Source organism: Ureaplasma canigenitalium ATCC 51252 (assembly GCF_000712165.1).
Classification (GTDB): Bacteria; Bacillota_I; Bacilli_A; order Mycoplasmatales; family Mycoplasmoidaceae; genus Ureaplasma; species Ureaplasma canigenitalium.
The window spans coordinates 16316-41747 of the sequence record NZ_KL544010.1 but is presented as its reverse complement, the minus strand read 5'-3'; the positions used below and the strand labels follow the sequence as shown (position 1 = coordinate 41747).

The 25432-nt window shown below is 31.0% G+C and carries 26 protein-coding genes and 1 tRNA gene; 7 read left to right on the top strand and 20 right to left on the bottom strand.

Translation table 4 applies throughout. The features are described 5' to 3' along the window. Window positions 1–2: 2 nt before the first annotated feature. From hisS to T416_RS0102200, 12 genes are all read right to left on the bottom strand, one after another. Window positions 3–1253, bottom strand: a complete 1251-nt coding sequence (gene hisS, locus T416_RS0102255; protein WP_031489195.1) for a histidine--tRNA ligase — start codon at window positions 1251–1253, stop codon at window positions 3–5. Continuing rightward, a complete protein-coding gene (locus T416_RS0102250; protein WP_031489194.1) occupies window positions 1243–2814 on the bottom strand; it encodes a CTP synthase in 1572 nt (523 codons plus the stop codon). The genes hisS and T416_RS0102250 overlap by 11 nt, the downstream gene beginning before the upstream one ends. After that, window positions 2814–4973, bottom strand: a complete 2160-nt coding sequence (locus T416_RS0102245) for a RelA/SpoT family protein (RefSeq protein ID WP_031489193.1) — start codon at window positions 4971–4973, stop codon at window positions 2814–2816. Before T416_RS0102245 ends, T416_RS0102250 begins: the two co-directional genes overlap by 1 nt. A 62-nt stretch (window positions 4974–5035) precedes the next feature. After that, complete coding sequence (locus tag T416_RS0102240; protein ID WP_031489192.1) at window positions 5036–5434, bottom strand: HU family DNA-binding protein; 399 nt, start codon at window positions 5432–5434, stop codon at window positions 5036–5038. Between the two features lie 32 nt (window positions 5435–5466). Continuing rightward, a complete protein-coding gene (gene deoD, locus T416_RS0102235) occupies window positions 5467–6186 on the bottom strand; it encodes a purine-nucleoside phosphorylase (protein WP_031489191.1) in 720 nt (239 codons plus the stop codon). A gap of 109 nt (window positions 6187–6295) precedes the next feature. Further along, a complete protein-coding gene (locus T416_RS0102230; protein WP_031489190.1) occupies window positions 6296–7375 on the bottom strand; it encodes a M42 family metallopeptidase in 1080 nt (359 codons plus the stop codon). An 11-nt stretch (window positions 7376–7386) separates the two neighbouring features. After that, window positions 7387–8646, bottom strand: coding sequence for a phosphoglycerate kinase (gene pgk, locus T416_RS0102225; protein WP_031489189.1), 1260 nt, complete (start codon window positions 8644–8646; stop codon window positions 7387–7389). 2 nt (window positions 8647–8648) lie between these two features. Further along, on the bottom strand, window positions 8649–10292 hold the full coding sequence (gene argS / locus T416_RS0102220; RefSeq protein ID WP_031489188.1) for an arginine--tRNA ligase: 1644 nt from the start codon (window positions 10290–10292) through the stop codon (window positions 8649–8651). Window positions 10293–10381: 89 nt separating this feature from the next. Then, window positions 10382–10549 (bottom strand): 30S ribosomal protein S21, encoded by a 168-nt coding sequence (gene rpsU, locus T416_RS0102215; protein WP_031489187.1) that lies wholly within the window; start codon window positions 10547–10549, stop codon window positions 10382–10384. A gap of 86 nt (window positions 10550–10635) precedes the next feature. After that, window positions 10636–11733 carry a nicotinate phosphoribosyltransferase gene (locus tag T416_RS0102210; RefSeq protein WP_031489186.1) on the bottom strand — a complete coding sequence of 366 codons (1098 nt, stop codon included), beginning with the start codon at window positions 11731–11733 and terminating at the stop codon, window positions 10636–10638. Between the two features lie 2 nt (window positions 11734–11735). Further along, window positions 11736–12332, bottom strand: a complete 597-nt coding sequence (locus T416_RS0102205; protein ID WP_031489185.1) for a hypothetical protein — start codon at window positions 12330–12332, stop codon at window positions 11736–11738. Continuing rightward, window positions 12332–12646 (bottom strand): hypothetical protein, encoded by a 315-nt coding sequence (locus tag T416_RS0102200; protein ID WP_031489184.1) that lies wholly within the window; start codon window positions 12644–12646, stop codon window positions 12332–12334. The genes T416_RS0102205 and T416_RS0102200 overlap by 1 nt, the downstream gene beginning before the upstream one ends. 67 nt (window positions 12647–12713) lie before the next feature. Here T416_RS0102200 and T416_RS0102195 point away from each other — a divergent pair, with 67 nt between their 5' ends. Then, window positions 12714–12926 carry a hypothetical protein gene (locus T416_RS0102195; protein ID WP_031489183.1) on the top strand — a complete coding sequence of 71 codons (213 nt, stop codon included), beginning with the start codon at window positions 12714–12716 and terminating at the stop codon, window positions 12924–12926. Beyond that, on the top strand, window positions 12919–13992 hold the full coding sequence (gene hemW / locus T416_RS0102190; RefSeq protein WP_031489182.1) for a radical SAM family heme chaperone HemW: 1074 nt from the start codon (window positions 12919–12921) through the stop codon (window positions 13990–13992). Before T416_RS0102195 ends, hemW begins: the two co-directional genes overlap by 8 nt. Here hemW and T416_RS0102185 read toward each other — a convergent pair whose 3' ends face one another. The 3 genes from T416_RS0102185 to T416_RS0102175 are packed head-to-tail and all read right to left on the bottom strand — an operon-like array spanning window position 13993 to window position 15890. Further along, the gene (locus T416_RS0102185; protein ID WP_031489181.1) at window positions 13993–14703 is read right to left on the bottom strand and encodes a hypothetical protein; all 711 of its coding nucleotides are present in this window, start codon (window positions 14701–14703) and stop codon (window positions 13993–13995) included. Between the two features lie 45 nt (window positions 14704–14748). Continuing rightward, window positions 14749–15177: an HIT family protein gene (locus tag T416_RS03560; protein ID WP_245600637.1), complete on the bottom strand. Its 429-nt coding sequence runs from the start codon at window positions 15175–15177 to the stop codon at window positions 14749–14751. A gap of 29 nt (window positions 15178–15206) precedes the next feature. Next, the gene (locus tag T416_RS0102175) at window positions 15207–15890 is read right to left on the bottom strand and encodes a hypothetical protein (protein WP_031489180.1); all 684 of its coding nucleotides are present in this window, start codon (window positions 15888–15890) and stop codon (window positions 15207–15209) included. Window positions 15891–15952: 62 nt separating this feature from the next. On the opposite strand from T416_RS0102175, the gene T416_RS03670 reads away from it, so the two are divergent. Both T416_RS03670 and T416_RS03665 read left to right on the top strand, forming a co-directional pair. After that, entirely contained in the window at window positions 15953–16546 is a 594-nt protein-coding gene (locus tag T416_RS03670; RefSeq protein ID WP_051675935.1) for a YigZ family protein, read from the top strand. Between the two features lies 1 nt (window position 16547). Then, complete coding sequence (locus T416_RS03665) at window positions 16548–17030, top strand: hypothetical protein (protein WP_051675933.1); 483 nt, start codon at window positions 16548–16550, stop codon at window positions 17028–17030. Here the strand turns inward: T416_RS03665 and T416_RS0102155 are convergent. Further along, a complete protein-coding gene (locus tag T416_RS0102155; protein ID WP_051675931.1) occupies window positions 17027–17647 on the bottom strand; it encodes a hypothetical protein in 621 nt (206 codons plus the stop codon). The genes T416_RS03665 and T416_RS0102155 overlap by 4 nt on opposite strands. A gap of 263 nt (window positions 17648–17910) precedes the next feature. Between T416_RS0102155 and T416_RS03760 the strand changes: the two genes are divergently transcribed. Together T416_RS03760 and T416_RS0102140 are read left to right on the top strand one after the other, a co-directional pair. Further along, complete coding sequence (locus T416_RS03760) at window positions 17911–20004, top strand: HsdM family class I SAM-dependent methyltransferase (protein WP_084277157.1); 2094 nt, start codon at window positions 17911–17913, stop codon at window positions 20002–20004. 427 nt (window positions 20005–20431) lie between these two features. Then, window positions 20432–21724, top strand: coding sequence for an ATP-binding protein (locus tag T416_RS0102140; RefSeq protein WP_031489175.1), 1293 nt, complete (start codon window positions 20432–20434; stop codon window positions 21722–21724). A gap of 87 nt (window positions 21725–21811) precedes the next feature. Here T416_RS0102140 and T416_RS0102135 read toward each other — a convergent pair. Then, window positions 21812–21888 (bottom strand) — tRNA-His (locus T416_RS0102135). A 141-nt stretch (window positions 21889–22029) separates the two neighbouring features. On the opposite strand from T416_RS0102135, the gene T416_RS0102130 reads away from it, so the two are divergent. Continuing rightward, window positions 22030–22728 (top strand): GIY-YIG nuclease family protein, encoded by a 699-nt coding sequence (locus T416_RS0102130; protein WP_031489174.1) that lies wholly within the window; start codon window positions 22030–22032, stop codon window positions 22726–22728. Here the strand turns inward: T416_RS0102130 and T416_RS0102125 are convergent. From T416_RS0102125 to T416_RS0102115, 3 genes are read right to left on the bottom strand one after another with little or no spacing between them, the layout of a single operon-like run. After that, a complete protein-coding gene (locus tag T416_RS0102125) occupies window positions 22725–24194 on the bottom strand; it encodes a methyltransferase (protein WP_031489173.1) in 1470 nt (489 codons plus the stop codon). The two genes, T416_RS0102130 and T416_RS0102125, sit on opposite strands and share 4 nt — an antisense overlap. A gap of 50 nt (window positions 24195–24244) precedes the next feature. Beyond that, entirely contained in the window at window positions 24245–24913 is a 669-nt protein-coding gene (trmB, locus tag T416_RS0102120; protein ID WP_031489172.1) for a tRNA (guanosine(46)-N7)-methyltransferase TrmB, read from the bottom strand. Next, window positions 24913–25431, bottom strand: coding sequence for a tRNA (cytidine(34)-2'-O)-methyltransferase (locus T416_RS0102115; protein ID WP_031489171.1), 519 nt, complete (start codon window positions 25429–25431; stop codon window positions 24913–24915). The genes trmB and T416_RS0102115 overlap by 1 nt, the downstream gene beginning before the upstream one ends. Between the last annotated feature and the right edge of the window lies 1 nt (window position 25432).

Genomic DNA, 25432 nt, shown 5'->3' with positions numbered 1-25432 from the left:
CCTTAATTGATTTCATCGATATTAACAATTTTTTGTTCTTTCGTTAAATTATCTTTGATTATGACGCTATTTTCCGAAAATTCTTTCGAAGCAAAAATAATAGTATATTTTGCTTTATATGAATCAGCCATTTTAAAGATATTACTCATTTTAAATGATTGGAGATTAATATTAACTCTTTTTCCGTTATTTCTTAATCTTAAACATAGTCCTAGAGCGGGTTCAATGAATTTTGGTTCAAGTGCACCTATGACATAATCGAATGGTTTTTCAAGATTATTTCATTCGGTTTTTTCCTTTAATAACACAATGATTCGTTCAATTCCTAGACCAAATCCAACACCAATTGCATCAGGTCCACCCAATTCCTTAATTAGTGAGTTATAACGTCCTCCGCCAATTAAAGTTGATTGGCCAATAAGTAGGTTTGAAGTTGAAATAAATTCAAAAACTACACCTTCATAATAATCAAGACCACGAACAAGATTCTTATTCACTTTGTACTTAATTCCGTTTTCATCAAGAAGATTTAAAAAGGTATTAAATTCAGTTTTTTCATTTTCATCTAAATAATCATTAATGTTAGGAGCATTCGAAATTAATGATGTTTCGATATCTTTATCATCAAGGATTCGTAACACATTAGAGTTAATTCGTTCTTGATTTAGGGTTGAAAGTTGATCTTTTATCCCATTAAAATATGTTTGCAAATCCTTAATTCACAGAGTTCTTTTTTCTTTAGTTGAAATGTAATTTATTTCAAGCACATAATCATTAATTTTAAGTTTAGAAAGAATACTATTAGCAAGGGCAAGCACTTCAAAATCCATGTAAATAGAATTGACATTCAAGTATTCAACTCCAAATTGATGGAACATTCTTAACCGTCCTTTTTGTGGACGTTCATATCGAAAACAAGGTTCAAAATACATTGTTTTTAACGGATATGAGGTTTTTAAAAGTAACTTATTTTCAATGACCGCACGAAGAACTCCCGCTGTTCCCTCTGGTCTTAACGAAAGAGAACGATCCCCTTTATCTAAGAAGGTATACATTTCTTTATTAACAATATCAGATGTTTCACCACTAGACCTAGTAAAAAGTTCAGTGTGTTCAAAAACAGGTGTTTTAATTAAGTCAAAACCAAATAATTCGCCTGTTTTAAGGAGAATGTCTTCAAGTTTTTTTAATTGAAAGATATCATTCATATATCAATCAAGAGTTCCACGCGGTTTAATATAGCTATTTGACATCTTTTCTTCCTTCAAGAATTTGCTTAATTAAATTAATAAATAATGGATTCACTTTAAGTGGTTTTGAACTATATTGTGGTTCAAATAGAGCTAATGTTTCAAATCAGTGACTATCATTATTAACAATCAAAACTGGAGCATTATTTTCTTTCAACACACTAACAACCTTAAAGTGTTGGTCGTTTTTTAAATAGTCTGGGACAAGCATTTCTCTTGTTTTGAATCGTTCGCTCACGGTTTCATATTGGTAAATAGATCGACTTATACTATCGATATTTTGAATTTTGTAGGCACCGACATAATAGTGGTCAGTACTCTTGTTAATAAAAGGTAGGTTATAGATTGAATCAACTTTCATAAAATCTGTCTTTTTATCAATAGCAAGACGAATTAACGATGAATGACCAAGATAAAGTGTTCGTATTTTATGTTGTTTAATGACATCAACAACTTTTTGAAAATGATTAATCCCTTCCTTAATTGTTGTTTGTGAAGGAAAAATTAAAGCATCAAAACGTATTAATTCATCAACATCAACCTTAGATTCATCGGCAAGAGAAATGTATTCAGCATGTAGATTAGCATCATTCTCAATACATGCAAGAAAAAGCGATTCATAAACGCTTTTATATGCATCAGGAAGTGATGTATAGAGACCGACAATCCCGATTCTTATTTGTTGTTTCTTTTCTTTCTTAATTAGAGATGTAAACTTAATCCATTGATCAAAGTGATTAGTAAGGGGACAAATCCGAAAGTAATCAAAAATCGCATATTGAATTTTTTGCTCATATAAGATGTTTGGAACAAAATAGGTTGATTCAGCATCGTAAGCACAGAAAACATTGTCTTGGACAATACCACACGAAATAGCTAGTTTATCCTTTGTTTGTTGGTCAATTTTATAAGGTAAACGAAGAACAAGCAAATTGCACGAAAGCCCAAGTGAACGAAGGGTTTTAATACTATGCTGAGTTGGTTTCGTTTTAAGTTCACCAATATTCTGAAGGTCTATCAAAGGAGAAACATGAATATTCATGACATTGTTATAACCATAGGTATTTTTAAATTGGTAGATTGCTTCAAAAATAGGTGCGGATTCAATGTCTCCAACCGTTCCCCCAATTTCAACAATAACAAAATTTGGTTTTGTATCAGTGTTACATTTAATAAAATCAATGATTTTATTTGTCACATGTGGAACAATTTGCACCGTCTTTCCGTGAAAGTCGTTTCGACGTTCAGCTTGAAGGATTTGGTGGTAAATCTTACCCATTGTAATTGAGGAGTATTTCTTTAAATCAGTGTCAATGAAACGTTCATATGTTCCAAGGTCGAGGTCAGCTTCCTTCCCGTCACTTGTCACAAAAATTTCACCATGTTCGGACAATGAAAGATTAGTTGGATCAATGTTTAAATAAGGGTCTAGTTTTTGAATCATCACCTTGTATCCATATTCAACAAGGATACGGCCAATACTAGCGGCACAAACTCCTTTGCCAAGTGAAGAATAAACTCCACCGGTAACAAAGATAAACTTTGTGTATTCGTTCTTCTGCATTATATAATCCTCCATTCACTGATTGTGTTTCGCACATTCAATTCAAGAATTGCTCGCTCAAGGTGTTCGAGATCTTTAACATAAATCATAATTAAAGTGTCGTGCATTTTAGTAGCTTTATTCTTTTTAATATCAATTTTAACGATATTTGCCTTGGTTTTGGTCAAAGTTTGAGCCATCTGGTTACCGATTGATTCAGTTCATTTCCCTTTTACAGCAATCATTGCAATAAAAAATCGTGGTCGTTCTTGTAACTTCTTCATGCTTCATTCAATGACGATAATTTTAGCTTTTGAATTTTTTACTTTATGACAATCTGACCGATGGATTTCGACTTTGTTACGAACAATCTTTGCGACAACTGACATCCCAGGTACTTTTGTACAACATTTTGCGATTTCGAAATCAGTAAAAAAAAGATTCTCAAGTCCTTGAAAGTAAGAATTTCTTGTTAATCATTTTCAAGCTTTATTCTTAATTAAGGTAATGGCCTCATTTGAACGCTTCTTGTTCTCACTAAATACTTCATAAACAAGTTTTGAATCAATTTCAGCAATTTTTGTGTTTTCAATGAATTCCCCAATAGAAAGTACATTGAACTCTTTTTTAATTTTTTCTGTGATGTAATCAAGACTAGAAATCTTACCTTCAAGGTAAAATTCAGCATCATGTAGGAAACCAGTTAATGATGATTCCTGGTGTTGCAGGTACTTATCAAGGTGTTCCTTCATAAAGTTTCGAACCACTTCGTTGTTCGAAGCGGTTAATCAACTATTTTTAATCGTTTCGGTGTTATTTTCAGTGTAAGCAATTTTAATCGTATCTCCTGATTCAACATGGGTATCGAAGTGACTTCGTTCACCATTTCGGTAGATAGCAAGGATGTTAAAGAATTTATCCCGATCAAATTTGTAAGCAACATCAAGTAGAGTTGAACCATGTCCGACCGTTATTCATCGGTTATCGTTTAAAACAAGAACATCAAAGATGGTACCCATTGTAACTTCTTTAATTGACTTGATATCTTTTTCGGTTTTATTAATAAAATCACGAAGGAGTAGATTGTTAATGGTAAGACTAATTTCCTTGTTGTTAATGCTACCTTCTTTATATTTTCAGTGAGCAGCAAGACCATTGTTCGCAAAATAATCCATTCTCTGTGTTCTAATCTGGATTTCAGCTAAAGTATCTTCATAAGATATTGTCGTGTGAATAGACTGGTAGAGATTCCATTTAGGAGTTGAAATGTAATCCTTAAAAGTATTAATAATGTAAGTAAAATTAGTATGGATTAACCCAAGAGTGTGATAACACTTATAAACGTCATCAAGGATGACACGAATGGCATAAATATCGTGAATTTGTTTAATTTCATATCCACTTTCATACTTTTTATAGGTACTATAAATTCCTTTAATTCGGCTTTCGACACGTGCTTCAATGTTGTTTGCGGTGAGGATACTTTTAATTCTTCTAAGGATGGCTTCCCAAGTTTTTTGGTTCGTAGTTTGAAGATTATTAATAATGGAACTGGTTTTCTTAAAATTATCTGGATCAAGAATGGCGAATGACATATCAAGCAGAGCTGTTTTCACCTTATACATCCCAAGACGTCCAGCAATGCTAGCATAAATTTCAAGTGTTTCTTTTGCGATTCTTTTTGCTTTTTCCGGTTTAACAAAATTGATGGTCTGCATATTATGGTACCGGTCAGCAATCTTAATAATCATTGCCCTAATATCTTGACTCATCGACATAAATACTTGTATCGAATAATCTTCGACTAACTTTTCGACATCTAAATTTTTTCTTTGTTGTTTACTATAAAGACTTACTTTAGTTACAAACTTAACAAGTTGGTGGACATCCTTACCAAAAGCATTGTAAATCATTTCTTCGCTTGCTTCAGTATCTTCAAGTACGTCATGCAGCATTCCAGCTATTAAAGTATCAACATCCATATCCCATTCAGCTAGAATTCTTGTCGTCGCTATTGGATGAATAATATAAGGTTCACCTGATTTTCTTAATTGATTACCATGTCATTGTTTTGCGAACAAAAAGGCATCATAAAGCCTTTTTATTGCTGAGTCATCATACTTTTTTGTGGTTAATACATTTTCAAGTTCAGTTCAATATTGATTAATAATTTTTTCCATAATTTTTTTGTGTATAAAAGAAAAAACGACTAGTTTCGCTAGTCGTGGGCTTCCCTGATTATTTATTTATCAGTTTCGATTGTCTCAAGGACATATTCAGGTTCATCTTTGTCATTCTCAGGTTCATAGTTAGTTAGACGTACTGTGTCATCAACAGTAATTCCTGCACTAATAATTTCCTTAACCCCTTTAGTAAACACAAATTTAGGGACATTCTTTTCAGGAATAATGACATTTTCACCAGTTTTAGGATTAACCCCTTTACGTTCAGCACGATGTGAAATTTTAAACTTACCAAGATTACCAAAACGAGCTTCCTTACTAGTTGAAAGTTCAAGTAGTAAAAGCGATTCGTAAGTTTCCATAAACTTCTTAGCTTGTTTTTTATCGACTAGGAGCATCTTTGAAAGAGTGTCAATCATTTGTGCTCTGGTTTTAATTGGATGTTTTTCTTTTGACATTGTTGTTTACCTTTAATTTTAGAGAAGTCAAATTAAGACATTTTAATTGCGACAGAAAGAGCTAGTTCAACCATGTTTTTAAAAGTTGTCGCTCTTTCTTCTGGAGAAAGTGCCTCACCGTTTACAAGTGAATCAGAAACTGTTAGTAATGTTGCAGCTTTCTTGTTAAGGATGTGAGCATTAGCGAAAAGTCCGAATGATTCCATGTCAACACAACTTGATTTAGTTCGTTCGATGATGGAAGCTAGACTTTCAGCTCCATTGTTATAGAAAACATCACTCGCATGACAAGTACGAACTTTAACTTCTATCTCTTTTTCCTTAGCTGTTTCTTCAATTAGGTGATTTAATTCAGTCGACGGATAAATCATTCGTGAAGCATCTAGTTTATATCCGATGAGTTCAGCAAAAGTTGAATCAGAATATGAACGTTCAACAAGAATTACATCTCCAACTTTTAAATCATCTTTGTAAGCTCCGGTTGAACCTACACGAATGATGGTCTCAACATCATAAAACTTATAAAGTTCATAAGAGTAAATACCAACTGATGGAATTCCCATTCCGTGTGCCATAACTGAAACTCTTTTTCCTTTATAAAATCCTGTATAGCAAAGCGCTCCTCGAACATCATTTACAAGTAGAGCATCATCAAGAAAAGTTTCCGCAATTCATTTAGCACGAAGGGGGTCTCCGGGCATTAAAACTACTTTTGCTATTTCTTCCTTTTTCGCATGATTGTGTGGTGTCATAATTAACTTCCTTCTTTCTTTAAGTATATTTTAAACAAAAAACTAAAAAGCTACTTTAAAAACTTATCAAGTTTAAAAAACAAAGGTTTTTGGTCAAAAATAAGGAAAATTATTGGTATTTAATATCCATTAATGCTTTTTCATCAAAATTCATTAGGAATGTATAAATTAAATCAAAAGCAGCCTTGACATCATTCATTGAGCATACACCAACAGGGGCATGTAGATAACGTTGGGGAATACTAAAACCGATTGTTAAAGATCCTTCGTCTGCTCCATACTGAAGGTAAGCAGCATCTGTTCCACCACCTTTTGCTACATATTTATAGCAAGGGATGTTGTGTTTCTTCGCAAGGTCTGTTACATAATTAACAAGTTTGATATTGTTAATAATCCCACCATCCATAATTCTAATTGCAACCCCATTATCAAGACTGCAAGGTCCTTCAATTGAATATTCAGTGTCAAAAGATGCTGTGGTATCAATCACAATCGAAACATCAGCATTGTATTTTTTAGCAAGCACCTGTGCTCCGCGACAACCAACTTCTTCTTGGGTAGAACCTGCGAAATAAGTCGCGTTAATGTGTTTTTCGTTGTTTAATTTTTCCATTAAAAGTGAAAGAATGGCAACACTTACTCGGTTATCAACTGCTTTTCCAGCAAGTAAATCCTTGTTGTGAAAATTAACTTCTTGGTTCTTAAAATAAATTTCATTTCCGACAGAAATACTGTTTTTAATTGCCTCTTCTTTATTTTTAAAACCTAGATCAACATACATTTCCTTAACATCATAAGCTTTAGCTCTCTTCTCAGGGTCAAGGATGTGAATTGAAGTATGACCGATGACACCGTCATATGACTCACCCTTATCATTTATTAAAGTAATAGCGGAACCAATAGCAACATTCGGTCAAACTCCTCCTACATTTGTAATTTGTAATTGACCATTATCAAGGATGTTAGTCACAAGGTAACCAACTTCATCCATATGAGTTGCAATTAAGATTCGTGGTCCTTTTGGTTTGTCTTTAAAGCTAAAAGCGATGCTCCCTAGGTTGTCACGCTCATACATTACATTTAAGTTTTTTGCATCATTTTTTAATTCTTCAACAACACGGTCTTCAAACTTCGAAATCCCGTTAATTTTCATATATTTTAATGCTCTTTGTTTTAGTAAATCTTTCATAACTTCTCCTTCTATGAAATTCTTTTATTTTTAAAGGAAATATCCTTAACTGTTTCAATCCCTGGTAGAGATTGTTCCGCGATATAAGTAAGACATGCTGTACCCCCTGATGAAATAAAGTTCATATACTGATCTAAATCAAGAAATTCAGCATGGTTTGAAGTATCAATGTCAGCGAGAATGGTGTAAGCAATGTGTTCTGTTCTCCGTGCAAGTGTCTTCAAAATTTCAGTCGTCCCTTTTGAATAATTCCGGATATTTTCAATCATTCCAAAAGGACCATTAAATAAAATCGTTTTCGCTTTATTAATATGATACCTGATTAATTTAAGTGATCTTGGACCAATATCAAGACCATAAAGTCCATGAAGCCCTTCATCGATTTTTCGGTAAATTCCAGGAGTGTCACTAAAATCGGTGTTGCACTGAAAATCAAAACAAAGTAAAATCTTCTTTTCGTACTTCTCAAGCAAAGCAGAAATATCTTCAATAATCTCTTTATCAACCTTATTAAGACCGACATCATACCCTTGGGCATGGAGAAAGGTAAAAACGATTTGACCACCAATGATAACGAGGTCAGCACGTTGGCAAATAACATCAATAGCCTCGATTTTTTCACCGATTCGCCGTCCACCAAGAAGAGCGAGATAAGGTCTTTTTGGGAGGTCGAGTGCGATGTCAATGTGGTTCGTTTCGTTCATTATAGAGAAACCAATAGCACTATCTTTAGCAAATCGTGCCGTTTGAAAATTCGAAGCTAAGCGACGGTGTGAAATCCCGAAAGCATCTTCAACAAAACAATCTCCTAGACTAGCCCAGAATTTTCCAATGTCCGGATTTGAGAGTCATTCAAGACCAATATATTCGCCATCTTTCCAATCACAATAACGGGTGTTTTCAAGGACAAGGACATCACGTGGTTCCATTTTTGCAACCGCATTAATGACCTTTTTACCCGTGTTCTCTGGAAGAAAAACAACCCGGTTGGCCTTCTTTTGAAGACGGTTTCGAAGAGCATCAGCAACTGGTTTTAAACTATATTTATTGCTAAGGATATCATCGTAAGTTTTAATTTGACCAAAGTGAGAAAGAACGACCACCTTCGCATTCTTATTTAAAAGGTAAAGAAGAGTCGGAAGACTTGCTCTTAAACGCTTATCATTGATTAGTCGACCATTCTCAAAAAGCACATTAAGGTCAAGGTGACAAACGACAGTTTTATTCGCAACATCAAGGTCTCTTAAAATTTTTTTATTTAGATGGTTCATACTTAATACATACTATTATAAGGTAATATTTTTAAAATATTGAGCCCATTAGAAAGAATTTGCTTAACGGTTTTAATTAGGGTGTATCGTTGCTTTGAAAGAGATAGATTATCTAAATCAATGATTTTGCTATCCTGGTAGTATGTGTGAAGCATTGTAGCTAAATCATATAAGTAGTTTGTGATTAAATGGGGTTCAAAATTTTGAGTAGAGTTTACGATAGTATTCTCGTAGTAAGCAATGTGATTCAAGATTGAACGTTCGTGTTTATTCGTAAGAAGAGTCGCACTAAAATCAAGTTCCAGAGCAGTTTTCATTAAAATTTGATGACAACGTGCATGAGCATATTGAACATAATATAAGGGGTTATTGCTATCCTTACGAAGAGCGAGATCAACATCAATCACAACATGACTCTTCATCGAACTACTTCCAAGAAATCATCGCATTGCATCCTTACCAATAATAGCAATAAGATCCTTAATGGTAAGCGAATTACCACTTCTTTTTGATAGTTTAAATTCCTCGTTATTTTTAGTTAATTTCATAACCTGAGCACAAAGAACAATTAAATCTTCCTCTTTGTAACCAAGACAAGCATATGCTGTCTTCATTCTTTTAATATAACCGAGATGATCAGTTCCCCAAATATTAATTAATTGATCAGCATGATATGTTTTTTGCTTGTAATTATGGTAAATAATATCTGGTAGAAAATAAGTAAAGGTTTTATCAGTTTTAATTAAAACACGATCCTTATCGTCACCAAATTTGGTTGTTAATAACCAAAGGGCGCCGTCCTTCATTTCAGTGTGTGGAGCCAAGATTTTAAGGATTTCAGCGACACTCTTTTCATTTACAAGACTTTTCTCTGATGTGTAATGTTCGATGACAGTGTTCATACTTGCTAAATCTTTTTTAATTTCAGTTAGCATATAGTTTGTCGCAAAATCTTTGACAAAACAAGCAACATCCTTGTCAAGGATAAAACCATCATGAGAGACCGATGCATCCTTATATTGATCCTTTACTTGATGATAAAGAGCATCAGCTACATCATAAATTTCCTGACCGTGATAAGCATCGTCAATTAGTTTGACATCACGGCTTGTATACTTCTCAAGGTATCTTACAAGGGTCGAGTAAGCAAGTTTCTCAATTTGGTTACCAGCATCATTGACATAGTACTCAGTAATGACAGTATGACCGTTTAGTTGAAGAAGATTTTTAATCGTATCTCCGTAAATAGCATTAGCAGCATGAGCGATGTGAAGGTGGCCAGTCGGATTAGCTGATACATATTCAAGAACAATCGTTTTGTTTGTTTTTGAAAATTGACCATAATTTTGATTTAGTTCATTTACTTCATTCATTAACGAAGCATAAGTTGAAGAATGAAGATAAAAATTAAGGAAACCAGCACCTTGCACTTCAATTTGCTTGAAATGTGGAAGTAATTGTTCTTTAATGGATGATGCAATTTCAAACGGTTTTATTTTCAACTCTTTCGTTAGAATAAAAGCGATATTTGAATAAAAATCGCCATAGTCAATATTTTTTGCTTTATCAACAATAAATGATGGACAGTACCCGTAAAGGTCAACGACCACTTTCTTGATTTGTTCCTTAATTATTTCTGTCAACATATTTTTCTACCTTAAAGAATATTTTAAATAAAAAAATCAACCGACATGCAGTTGATTTAGCATAATTTAGTTTATTAATAAAGTTATTACTAATAACTACGATATTTACTAGCCTCTTTTGTTTTTTCTTTTTTACGTAGGCCTGGTCTTAAATAGTATTCGTGACGTTTTGAATCACGTTTTGTTTCATTAGAAATACGTTTAAATTTCTTTAACGCTTTTTCTAAATCACCTTCTACAAGGACTCCTCTAGACATTTATTCACCTACTTTTTTAACAAAGTCTTTTTAATTATACTAAATTATTAAGAAATATCTATAAAAAAATGATAGTAAATAGATATCTACCATCGGTATTCAATAAGATCGTCGGTATTCTTAGCTGGTTTCACATTCCATTTAGAGACATCCTGACCGTCAAGAAACATTAGTTCTGGTTTAATTTTTACAGTAATTTCTGTTAACGAATAACCAAGACCAAAGACATCAATTGCTGTTTGGTGTTTCTTAAACTTTCTTATATCTTCAAAAGTTAAATCACTTGCGACAACAATTTTAATGTGTTTACCTTCATTTCGGTCAAGATAATCCCGAATTAATTCGATCAAATAAGGACTCGTTCCAGCTATATCCATATTACGCTTATTATCAATTGCTATCTCAAGACCTTCATCGGTTAGCTCATCAGATAAATCAATTCGTACCGCATAAATGTCCTTAAAGTAATCACGAATATTCTCAAGCTCATTAATTACATTATTGCTAAAATCAATGATCGGGATAAGACGATTCTTTGGAAATTCAGTAAGGAAGGTATGACAAACTGAACTAAGTTCATTACTAAACATCGAAATCATATGGTAGGTCATACTACCACTTACATCAAATTTAGCACCAGAATCTTGAAGAAATTCAACCTGTTTTTCTGTTACAAAATTAGTGATTCCACCAACATATGCCGCATATCCATCATAAGGTTGCAATCGATAGTCATCGACATAATCAACCATAAAAACAATTTTCTGCTCATCATCAATTAAATTAAGTGCTTCGTGAGCATTAGTCGCGACACTGCTTCTTCTTGTAAGGATAGAGCTAATGATAGTAATTAAGTTACCGTAAATTTCATAAGGACCTTCAATTGAAAGTACCATTTCCTTACTTCTTATTACATACCCGTCCGGAACATATTTAATAGTTAGTTGTTTTAGTTCTTTTTTTGAAAGATAAAACTCAAGAAGACGGATTACTTCCATTGTTCCGCATACCATAATATTATTTTTATCATAGTTTAAAAACTGGGTGCAGACAGCGTGGTCGTCGATATACTCTCTCGCAAGAAAAGTTGTTTTTAAATCGTAACTAGGAGTATATCCATCATCAAAAAGTACTTTAGAGAACTTAAAGTCAATATCTTTTGTATTAAATTTCTCGAGTGGCATAGTTATTTATTTAAGTTTTGTTTATTGTCTTGTAAAGTCGGTTGCTTCATACCAAAAGTATTATAAAAAGTTTGACTAAAAACAGCAGCACCTGTTGCGATGACAAGAATTCAGTCACCTGCTTTTAGGACATTAAACTGGTCAGATCCATTAACAAGGAGAATATACTGTTCATTTGGATTTCGTGCTTTAATTTGCTCGTATTCATTAAGAAAAAGGTCGTATTGTGTAGTTGAAAGAATTGTTGATCAGATTCATCCTAGAATGATAAATCCAAAAAGAGCAAACATAAGTGCTTGTCAGATTAATTCTTTTCTTGTTCAATCTTTATTAAAAGTAATGATAAAGATTCGGTAAATCATTAAAGCGAGAGCAATCAGCATTGAAAGACTAGTTCCAATACCAATAATATATTTTGATGACTTAACATCAAAAGATCCAATTAATGAGCATGCGAAGCAAACAAAAACTAAGGCGATAATCACTAAGTTGACTATCTTCTTCATTCGAAAAGAAAGGTTGAATCCTTTTTTGACGGCATTATCCGCCATTTTACCAGCACTATTTTTTTCGACTAGATTTGTGTTGTCTTTTTCCATTACTGAAATATCTCCTTCAACAATTTATTTGGTTTTCAATGATTTAAATTAGATAAGGTTTTTAAATGAAATGAAAGTTCGGTCATGATTAAATGCTTCACCATTTCATCAGTGGCATCAAGGTCGTCTATTAACTTTTCAACATTAATCAATTCGGTTTTAATTTCACTATAATCTTCGATATTATCAACATAAGAACTAGTGACTTTAACCTTAAATTCATTATGATAAATACGATTAAGTTCATTATTAAAAACAACCGGTGGATGCTTATTAATGAGTGTGAGTATTCTAATTAAATATTTGTTTTTCATAAAATTATTAATATTATAATATTGTACATTAAGATTGTTTATATTAATAGTAGAGATTTAATTAACGATGAAATTTGACCCTAAAAATTCTCCGCGTGAGCGTTATTCAAAAACCATAATAGCGGATGAGTTAAAAGACGATGTCAAAATAAAAAATAAAGGCAAGAAAAAGTTGAATTTTCTTGCTAAATTTTTCATCGGTCTTTCCCTTGTTGTGATGTGTAGTCTTACCATCGTGCTACTCGTCTATACTCTAACTGAACTATTCCAGTATGCATAGCAATCGAATCTTTAGTAAGAAAACAAAACATCTTTACTTGCATGTTCCCTTCTGCAATCACATTTGTACATATTGCGACTTTAAGCGAATCCTGCGTAGTAACGACAATAAATCGTTGGTGCAAAATTATTTAGCAAATGTTGTTCGTTATTTTGACAATTTCAACGACGGTCAATTTTCTACTATTTACCTAGGGGGAGGAACCCCGAATTGTTTAACACACGATGAACTAGTTTTTTTGCTTGAGAAATTAAGTGTCAAAGCTGCTTTGGATTGTGAATTTAGCATTGAATGTAATCCGGATTTGATTACACAAGAGCAAATTGATATTTTTAAGAAGTTTCGTGTTAATCGAATTTCGATTGGAGTTCAATCAACAAATAATAGGATTCTTAAACAAATTAATCGAGTCCATACAATTGAAGATGTTTATCGGGCAATTGAGTTGCTCCACAAAAATCAAATTTTTAATCTTAGTCTCGACTTTATTTATAACTTAACAAATTTAACATATAACGATATCGATGATGTTTTTAGACTGGTTGAAAAGTATCAAATTCCACACCTTTCTTTTTATGCCCTTGAAATTAAAAGCGGTTCATTAATGAAAAAAATGGGTATTACCATTGATGTTGAAGAAGAAGAAAATCAATTGCTTTACATTAATCAACAGTTTGCTAAAAAAGGTTATCTCCGTTACGAAGTGTCTAATTTCGCTCGCTCCAAGAGCGACTTTTGTAAACATAACTTAGCTTATTGAAATATGAATGACTATGTCGGTCTTGGTTATGGAGCATATGGATTTGAAAATCAAATATCATACCATTTTGATAAACCACTTGATGAACCAAAATTAGTTATTAACGAAATTAGCAATGAAGAATATTACCAATATATTTTAATGATGGGATTAAGGTTAAATGAAGGAATTAATCTCGAAATTGAACGTAATACAAAAGCTTATCTCTTTTTTAAGGATAAGTTACAAGATGTATACATTGAAAACAACCACTTAAAAGCAGTTGATCTTAATTTACTCCATAATGCATTAATCAATATTTTCTAACTATCGCTTATGGTAAATACTTCCAAGGACAATACCAACAATTAGAATGGTTCCAAAAATAACAAGTAATCATCAGTAATTTCAGACAAACATCATATTAAAAATATACTTGGATTTTGCTTTATCCCAAGTAACTAGAATATAATGATTAAAAAGTTGTTTAAACCGGTTTAATTCGCTTTTTTTCTGATCATTTTTAATTAGAGCAAAAGCATCCTTACTGATTTCCTTGTTTTCTCTTCCTAGGTTTAAAATTTCTAAAAACTTATTCTCATAATCATCTCATTTAGTAAATAGTTTATGGTTATTTTTGACAATAAAACGAGCTAGTTTTTTGTAGGAAAATTGTTCTCCTTCTCTAGTGTAAATGTCTTCAATAATATAAGGAATGACGATAAAAAGAGCACATGCTTGATAGTAAGCATCAATAAGGGGAATGTCTTTTTTTTCTTCTTTTAAAAGTGAATTTAAAGTATCATTTAAAAATTGATATTTAGTGCTAATTGCTTTTATTTTTGCAGTGCTAATAATTTCCCTAAAAGATTTTTTTAAGGTTAGAATTTCTTCTTTTTGAATCTTATAGGTTGATTCGCGGGTGTCAACAGCTCCATTAAAACATAGATCCATAGCCTCATAGAAAGTCAACAAAATTACTCTCAACCGTTTGGTGATGTTCTCTAAGTTAACAATAATTTCTAGCTTTTTATTCATATTAGACCAAATAATATTTACTTAAACGCGATTTTTTAATCCGGTTTATTTTTTTTTTAACTTTTCATACACTGTGTCAATGGGCAACATGTTAGTTTCATCTTTATTTGCCTTAAAAACAAAGCCTACATCCTTGTTGTATTTCGGAATAATATGGATGTGGGTATGAAAAATAATTTGACCCGCCTGAGCATTCGTGTTTGAAAGATAATTAAAACCAGTAATATCAATAAATGTTTCTTCAAGATAAGTTGTCACATTTTTTACAAGTCGCATCATCCCATTTAAATATGTAATGTCAGTTAAACCAACATTCCGATAATGTTTTTTAGGAATAACTAATGTGTGACCATTACTCGCTGGGTTAATATCAAGAAAGGCAATGGCATGTTCATTCTCATCAATAATTTTTGCCGGGATTTGTTTTTTTACTATCTTACAAAATAGACAATCGATTGTTTGTTCAGCGGCCATTTTCCGTTCTCCCTTTTTCTATATTATAACTATTGATAGGAATTTTTTTGTCTTTGTTTAATAACATCCGCTTCAAGTAATTTTCCGTGCTTCTTTAAGTTATTCATTCATAGGGAAATTAAAATGACAACGATTAGTGCGGTTGAGATAAAGAAAATATGGAAGAGCGATTGAATAACGATAGCACCGACAATATACGAACCTTTCAAGTAGTTATCCTTATCTGGTTTAATTCCCATGTTTTGTTCATTCTCATAGATTGCTTCATTAACAATGTTAATTCGTCCCTTGATTCTAATTAATAGGATAAAATTAACAAAACTTGATATCGTGTATAAAATACCACCAAGTACCATTTGGCATATCCCAATAATATTAATAAGGAACGGACCAGAAATATTTTTAATTGAAGGATTAATAACTTCATTTTTAAAAGGAGTAATAACGAAACTATTTAATATTTCTTCAACCTTAGGTGAGATGTAAACAACATTTACTATATCATTACCCTGGTTGCTTGAAATCAAACCATTCTTTACTAAGAAATCGCGAAAGAAATTGTTAACCAAATTTTTATAAAGCAAGGAACTTCCTGTAATCAAAAATAGAACTAAACCAGCTAGAATTAGTAAGGCACCAAAAAGGTAAATAGCACCTGCTGCTTGAATTCCAACAGTGTCTTTTTTTAATCCTAAATAAAATCGTTTATTCATACTATTCTCCAATTGTAAATATCTTAAACTATTTATATGTGAATTTATAAAAAATAATCAAAATGAAGAGTAATATTCCAAAGAATTTTAATAGCACTAAAATCTGTGTTAATCAGAGTCGATTCCTTTCTTTCGTACACGGTGTAAAATCTGTTGATGATGTTAAAAAAATCATAAAAGAATACCGAGTAAAATATTATGATGCTACCCATGTTTGTTATGGTTACTGTATCCTTATCAAGAATGATTTAAGCTACTCTGGGAGCGACGATAACGAACCAAAGAATAGTGCAGTTATCCCTATTTTAAAAGCAATTAAGCAGTTTGATATGGTAAATACCCTAATAATCGTTATAAGGTATTTTGGGACTTCACTACTCGGTAAAAAACTTCTATCAAAAACTTATTATGATGTCTCATTTAAAGTGCTTGAATCACTTGAAAAACAACAAGTAACTAGAATGTATCACTATGAAATTAGTTTCAAAATTAATGACACTAAACTTTACCAAAAAATGATTAATCAAATTAACGAATTTACCATTATTAAAAAGGAATATAAGAGCGATTGTGTAAGAATTGAATTAAGAAGTAAAGACCAAATTAACTTCGATAATGATAAAATAACAATTAGATTGAAAGACTACGGATACTAAAATGACGAATCGTGATATCAACAAATATGTAAACCTAATTGAAAGTAGAAGTAAATATCGTTATTTCCGAGTAACAAAAATTTGTGCTCTATCCTTCGCTTGTATCCTTGTTCTTCTTATTGCTCTTTGTGTTATGAATACCGGGAATCATGGTCTTCTTTGGATTCATCTTGGAACACCAAAGTATGTCAGCATCATCGTTTTTTCCTTAATTGCTTCATTTCTTTTAATTGTGATTATCGTATATGTGCACCTAGTCAAAATGATTAAAAATTATAGCTATTTTTTGTTTTCTCATTATTCACAAAATAACGAGTATATCCTTGACGAAAAAAGAGTCATTAAGTTGCTTCTTTTCCTTAATCAGGTTGAATTTAGAATCGTTGATCTTAACCCAAAAATCATCGATCGGGAATTAAAAAAATACTTCAAGGACAAAGAACAATTCCGGCAATCAAACATAGATTTAACAACTCTTAATTAGTAATTAAGTTGATAATAATAAAGATATTTTTTTCGAAGAAAAAATAATCCTGGAAGCACAAATGCAATCACAACACTATTAAGAATGAAAGATATATAGCTAACAAGGGCATTAAAAGCAAGTGAGAAAGACCAGACTACTTTGTAGTATAAAACTCCTTGGATACTATAACTTAAATGGACACCAATATAAGAGAAAAAAGATAAAGCAATGGTCATTATTACCATAATAATAATCTTAATTTTTTGTCTAAAATCCCTTTTAAAAAGGCTAACATAAAAAATAAGATCAAGAAAAAGCAAAGGGAAAAAAGCGTAGTGCGGCAGAATGTAACCGAAAAAAATCTCTGATGAAAAACCAAAAATAAGCACTACAAAAGGGGTAATGATGAAAAACATTAGTTTGTAATAAAAATTCGGGATAAAGATTAAAGCAAGTGAAAAAACGGCCATCTGCAGTTGTCAACTATACCCATTTAAAAAGTCAAAATACTTTGTAATTGCTCGAGCAATGATAAAAATAGCAATGAACACACCACTTAAAGTTAAGTTAAAAATACTAGTCGAAGGACTCTTGTGAAATGTCTTAAAATAAAGCTTAATGTTTTCTCTCATCATAGTTATTTAATGGTAACTAAAAAAAGGTAACTTTGGATTTATTTTTCTTAAATTTTTTTTAAAAATAAAAAGTTAAATCTGTTATTTCATTTTATAAAAAGATATAAAACCTAAATTTTAAGGCGATGCACCACTTTTAAAAGTATGCAATTTTTTTAAAAAGTAATTAAATTCTCATCTTGGTTAACAACGGTTTTTAATTAGAAAATTAAAGTTTGTCATAAATAGGTAAAATATCATTACAAAAGTCGAATTAGGTAGGAATGGTAAAAATGAAAAATGAGTACGAAGTTGTATCGGATTTTACTCATAAAATAGGACTTAACAATCAAACTGATGGAACTGTTTTTATATATAAAAATAAGGAAAAAATGTCTAAAAAACCTGATGGATATTATTTTCTTGATGGTACTACATTCATCCTTGATGCTAAAGCTGAGGGAAAAAAATTTACCGGACAGTTAGAGGACTATATGAAGCAGGAGGCAAATCCTAACTTTATTGGTTTTAAATATAATGGCAATGTTTTTCAATGCTATGTTAAAGGGAAATTAATAGAACTCGAAACAGAAATAAAGCATGCAAGTTACTATGTAGAAACTTATTTTCCAAATAAGATAACACTTCCTGACGTTGTTAGTAAAAATGCAAAAATATTAGCAAACCGATTTAGAAATAGTGGAATTAACAAACAATATAACGTTCCTTTTATAGGAGCAGTTATGCTTTGTTTTAAATATAAGTACGAAATTAATATCGATAGTAGCACCACCAGTCTACTTAATTCTATTAAAGATGGAATAGAAAAAGTTATTGAAGACGAACCAATTTCAAAGAAGGAAAAAAAGACTTTTTTAAAATCAATTTTCGATGACGATACACTGCAAAGAGCAGATAATAAACATCTTGTTGAAATCGTTAAAATCATTTCTAATACTTATAATTTTATTAATGTTAGTGAACGCAGCGGGAAAGACACAATGAATGCTTTCCTAAAAGTTTTTAGAAGATGAAATTCATCAGATAGCCAAGAAAAGGGGGAAGTCTTTACCCCTGATCATATTGCTGAAGTTATGATTAAATTAATAAATTTAAACCATAACGACACTGTACTAGATCCAACATGTGGTAGTGGAACATTTCTAACTAATGCAATGTTTGAGATGATAAACCAAACTGATGATCTTGATAAGAAGAAAAGAATCAAAGAGAGACAAATAATTGGTATTGAAATCGATTCTTTTAATTCAACTTTAGCTTGCATTAACATGTTACTTCACGGTGATGGTTCATCGCAAATATACAAAGATAGCTGTTTTTCTAAGCTACCTTTAATCAACTCTACTTATAATAAAGTGCTAATGAACCCACCATTTTCACAGTCAACTCCTGAATTAGATTATGTCGAAGCCGCTTTAGATAATTGTCAAAAAGGAGGGTTGGTTGCTTCTATCATTCCCCTAACCGTAATTAGCGAATTAAAAAATCATCAAATTTTAAATAAACATAAAATTAGGTCAATCGTTAAATTAAATCGACAGGTGTTTCTTCCATCTGCCGCTGTTTGGACTGGCATTGTTGTTTTCGAGGCACATTCCCCACATAACAATGAAGATTATATTAAATCATATAATTTTGAAAATGACGGTTATGAACTAAGAAGGGGACAACACGGACGTATTAAAACTAACAATGTTGAATTTAAATTTGACAATTTTAATAATGTCAAAATCACTGATTCTGATTTGTTTTTCTTCGAAAAGAAAAACGGAAAAATAACCTTTACACAAGAAGTTAGAAGTTACTGTTCTTCCCTTTTGCTTAACGGTATTAAGGATGAAATTAAATATAAAATTAATAACGATGTAGAAGGTCTTGATAATAGTAACTGAAAAAGTTTTGAGATAAGAAAAATATTTAAGAATCTTTCTTCTGGTAAAGAAAAAAATAGCATCAATGACGGAAGCGGAACCATTTTTGTTTCAGCTAAAAAGATCAACGAGGGAATTGCTGGATTTAAATCTCACCCAAATAAAGTTTTTAAATGTGACGAAGACAATGTTTTATTAGCTGTCGTGACTCAAGGTGACGGTGGTTCTGGTATTACTTATCCTAAAAGCTATGATTTTTGTGCTTCTAACACAATTAGAGTGCTTGAACCAATTAACTTTAAAATGAATATATATACTGGATTGTTTATTGCTAAGTGCTGTAGTGTTGAATGATATAAAAAATATGGCCACGGAAATGTATGAAATTTTGAAAATGAATTCGTGCGTTTACCTACTGATAATAATGGGAATCCAGATTATAAATTTATGGAGCAATATATAAAGAATATTATGGTTAAGCATTAAGCATAATTATATTCTTTAATATCATATACTACTAATTAAAATCGCTATTTATAAACTAAAAATTAAGTGCATTAAGGTATAAATTAAGTTGATAACATATGGTATATGAAAATAAAGATGGCGGAAAAAGTAAACCATTATTACCCAATTTAGTCGACATTCCATTTCTTAATTAACTTTATAATCTAATGAAGATTTTTCAAGTCGAAGTCAATGCACTATTTGTTGTAAATAACGAAGTGATTGCTCGGTATCTATCTTCATTTCTTCCCTCACCTTTGTGAGTTATTTCTTCATCAAAAGAAAAAATTTTTTGCAGTGTTCTTCTTTCTTTTCATAAACAAGAACATTTTCAATCGTTTTGTTGTATGGTAAAATCATTTAATAAAAGGTTGGATTTCCACCTAAATTTAACATGGGATGAAGTATGGTAATTAAACGAGACTTTTATTTAAATAAAATCATTAGTAAAATGGGGAATAAACGAATAAAAATCATCACCGGAATAAGACGATGTGGTAAGTCGTATCTACTTTTTAACCTATTTAAGGATTACCTAATTTCATCTGGAATAAAAAATGAACAGATAATTAGTATTTCTCTCGATGAAATCGATAATATTGAATACCGAAATCCTTTTAAACTGAACGAGTACATCAAAAATAAATGCAACGATAAAACAAAGCAATATTACATTTTAATTGACGAAATCCAATTAGCAGATAGTATTAAGAATCCATATACCGACAAAGGAGAGCAAATCACTTTCGTTGATGTTTTGCTCGGTTTAATGAAAAACGAAAATCTAGATATTTATGTAACTGGTAGTAATTCACGAATGCTATCTTTTGACATCTTAACCCAGTTTAGAGACCGTGGTGATGAAATCCATATTCTTCCCCTTTGTTTCAAGGAAATTACATCACTTTTTCCTGATAAAGATAAAGCATTTGACTTCTATACAATATATGGTGGAATGCCATATATTTATAATCTTAAAACAGATGAGGAAAAAGGTCGTTATCTTAAAGACTTATTTGCTGAAACTTATATAAAGGATATCCTCGAAAGAAATAAAATCCAAGGCAATGGTATACTACTTGACATCCTAATTAACTTTATTGCTTCATCAATTGGTTCATTAACCAATCCAACTAAACTTGCCTATCGCTTTCTTTCAACCAATAAAATCAAAATCGCATCAAACACCATAAGCAATTATCTTTCTTATTTTAAGGATGCTTATGTTCTTTATCAAGCACACCGTTACGATGTTAAGGGTGGGAGATATTTTAATACACCAAGTAAATTTTATTTTTCTGATATCGGTCTTAGAAATGCAAGACTTAATTTTAGACAAATCGAAATTAACCACATTATGGAAAATATCATTTATAACGAACTAAAAAGGTATGACTACAATGTCGATGTCGGTCTTGTTGAATACGAAAGAAAAGAGGGCGAACAACGAAAAAAGGTGCAACTGGAAGTGGACTTCATTATTAATAAAGGACAAAAAAAGTATTATATTCAATCAGCACTGAATATTGATAATAACGAAAAGAGAGAACAAGAAATTAACTCATTATTAAAAATTAACGATTCATTCAAAAAAATTGTTATCGTTAAGGACAGTATTATTCCAAGGTATGATGAGAACGGTATTCTTTACTTAGGAATCAAAGAATTTCTTCTCGATATTAGTTTAATAGACTTTTAAACTAAAAATTACATCAATGATTATTTTAAGCTTGATTTAGAAAAGAAAAAGACGGTATAGACCGTCTTTAATTTGCTCTTTATTAAATGGGGCGATTAACGGGACTTGAACCCGCGAATACCTGAGTCACAGTCAGGCGTGTTAACCAACTTCACCATAACCGCCAGATTATTTACATATTTATATTATTATAACAAATGTTGGGCATTTGTTTAAGTAAAAACATTAGTTAACTAATTTTTTTAAAATTACAACTAATATATAAAATAACAACTAGTTTTGATAAGACTGAAAGAAAAATAAAAATGAAGAATAAGAAAAATCTAGAACATTTAAAAGCATTATGTGACTTCACTGATAATATCTACATCTCAAAAATGGGCAAGGAATATGTTCAAGCTTTAAATAGTGTTTTTAGTCTAGTCAATAAAAACGATCGTCCTTTTACGATTGAAGAAATACTTGAACAACCTACCCTTCTCGAGTTTTCTTTCGAAGGTAAAATGGACTTTAAATATATTTGCGATTTAAAGGCCAAACCGTTAATGATTATGGATGAAAAACGTGATAATGAAAAGATTATTGCAACTAATTTTGTCAATCAGAACGCAATCAAAATTTTTGAAGAATCATTAGGAGTTGCATATATTATTACAGCATTTATTGATGACACTGATTACATTGTCAAATTCGGTCAAACAAGAACCACATTTAAACTTCGATTAAATTCGTACAATTGCGGAGTTGTTAACAACTGACGAACAGCATCGACAACTAATATTAAGATGCTACAATCTATGGTAACTACTAGATTAACATTCCATCTTTATATTTTCGATTGCAGTGATGAACCATATATCCTTACATGATGTAATGAAACATCAACACCTTTCGCATCACCTAAATCACTCGCTGTAGAAGATATAATGGTGAATAAATTTATAGAACAATTTAAAAAAAGACCGCTTGCTAACATTCAAGCTAATGCTACATCAAAGAATTAATACTTAATTAATGATGTTAGTTTTTCAATTTCCTTTTTTTCTTTCATTTTCAACTTAACATTTTCTCCGTATCTAAGGTGCTTCATTACCATTATGTTATTAAAGTTTCCATATCTAGTAAGATGAACAATTAATTTGTAAACTGGTTGGATAATAATTTCAAGAAAATTTACAGCTTCATTCTTTTTGTTAAAAGCAAAATAACCAACTGATTGAGTAGTATTTACCTTCGTTTTAATGTAAGGAATATAATAAGTTGACAACGGAACAATAATTAACCACTGGTCAAAAATATCTTGTTTAATCTTCGAGTATCTTGTTTTTTTCGCAGTATGAATGGTCTCATATTGAAATTCATTATCTTTGATATCACTAAGTAAATCCTTACGAGTAAAGTTGTGTAAATCACAACGATAAGTAAATTTATTAACTTTATCAGTAATCATTTTAAGAATAATGTCTAAAATAGTTTGGCTAATGTAAAGAGGAATAAATTTTAGTTCTTTAGAAATTGACACATTTTCCTGTATATCTTTAATTAAGTAATTATTAATAACTTTTGTTTTGTTATCAAAAACACCTTTTTGTCAAACAAAGACTGTAAAAGAAGAACCAACACCAGTGAAATACTTCTTAACATCGTTGTCAATAACCAAAAAACTACCATTATTTAAAAGTTTATGTAATGTCTCATTATTATTGTTATATGTCATTCAATTATTAGGTGTGACAAAACAAAGATAGCCGCCATTTTTTAATAAGTCAATCGAATGAAAAATAAATTTATTAGACAAGCTTTGGTTTTTATTTCCTCCTCCAGAGTATGGAGGATTGGCCATAATAAGGTCGTATTGCAAATTAAAATTTTTTGGTAAATTAAAAAAATCACCACAATTAATATTTTTAGGATTCAATAGTTTTTTGCAGTTTTTAAATCTAACTTCATTTAGTTCATTGTAAAAAATATGATCGTTATTTGTTTTAGTCAAACAGTATGCGCCGAAATTGCCATTACCACAGCAAGGATCAAGTATTTTATGATTTTTTCTTTCCCAGAGTTCACTCGGAACATAATCTATCATCTTTTTTACACATAACATTGGTGTTGAAATATCATCGGTTGATTTAAAATGATAAGTTTCCTTATTTAAGTCGTTATAAAAAGAAAAAATTTCGTTCAAACTTTTATTTGCAATATAGTCATAGTTACACTCATAGTTACTCTCATAGTTGTCCTTGTTGATTTGAATATTTTTATTAACCTTTATTTCATTCGTATCGTCAATAATTAAATTTTTACTGAATAAAAAATCATTAATTTTCTTTTTAAGTTTGATGGTAGGGGAAAATTTATGGTTTTCTCATCGATTAATTGTTTCATACTTAACACCAAGGATATTAGCAATATCCTTTTGTGAAAGAAAAAGTTTTTTTCTTAAATTTTTAATAACAACTGAATAATTCATATATGACACTAATATGACATATTATAACTATTTACTGAACCTAATCATCATTAAAAACTTTTTGTAAAACTAAAAACTACTTTTTTAATCGCGACATTTTGTGCTACAAATTTCTTCTCATATTCGGTTTGAACATTGTTAATTAAATTCGGATTATTAATATCCTTATAAAGATCATAGGTTAAATAATGAATGTGATAAGTTTCCTTATCCTCCGTTAAAACATCATTAATTGTATATTCAAACAAACTATCGTTATCAGTCTTAAATTCAATTAGACCATTCTCTTTTAGTAAAGAATGATAAACTTCTAAAAACCTTGGATTAGTAAGACGTTTTTTCGTGTGTCTCTTCTTAGGTCATGGATCACTAAAATTTAAATAAATTTTGTCAATTGATGAAGGGGAGAAGTAAAGTGGTAGTTGTTCTGCATCAAGGGAAAGAAGAAGAATGTTGTTGAGATTTTGTTTTAGTAACTTTTTATATGCAATCAACATTACGGTTGGAAATTTTTCAATTCCGATGTAATTGATATTTGGATTAATCGTTGCTTTTTGAATGATAAAATCACCTTTTCCCATTCCAATCTCAATTTCCAAAACTTTATTTTGATTATTAAATAAACAATTTAAATTGTGGAGTAATGATAAATCATTGATAACATAACGATCCGCTTTTTCAAGCACCGGTTTCGCATTTTTATTGTTTCTTAATCTCATTAATCAAAATCCTTATGTGGTTCAAACTTTAGAAGGTCATTGAATCGATGTTGACGAAGAACTTCATATACAGCAATTGCAACCGTGTTTCCAATATTCATGCTCCGTAGGTTAAAAGACATTGGAACTCGTACTCATCGGTCTTGATAGAGTCTTAAAATATCGTGGTCAATACCTGTTGATTCTTTCCCAAAAACAAGGTAAATATCATTGTCTTTATAATCTGGATATTGAAAATCAGCTGGTGTTCTTGATCCGTATCGAGTATACAAGTAAAGTTGACAAGGACTAATATTATTTTTCATTATAAATTCATCAAAATCGTTATATTGAAAAATACTATTAACATCAAAATGGTTCGCAGAACTTCTTATGAAATCCTTGTCAAAACGGTCTTTATCAAAAATAAATCCGTAAGGACGAATAAGGTGCAGTTTACAATTAAATCCGATAGTAATCCGGGAAATGTTGCCTACATTAAGGACAATTTCTGGTTGAAAAAGGACAACGTGAATCATA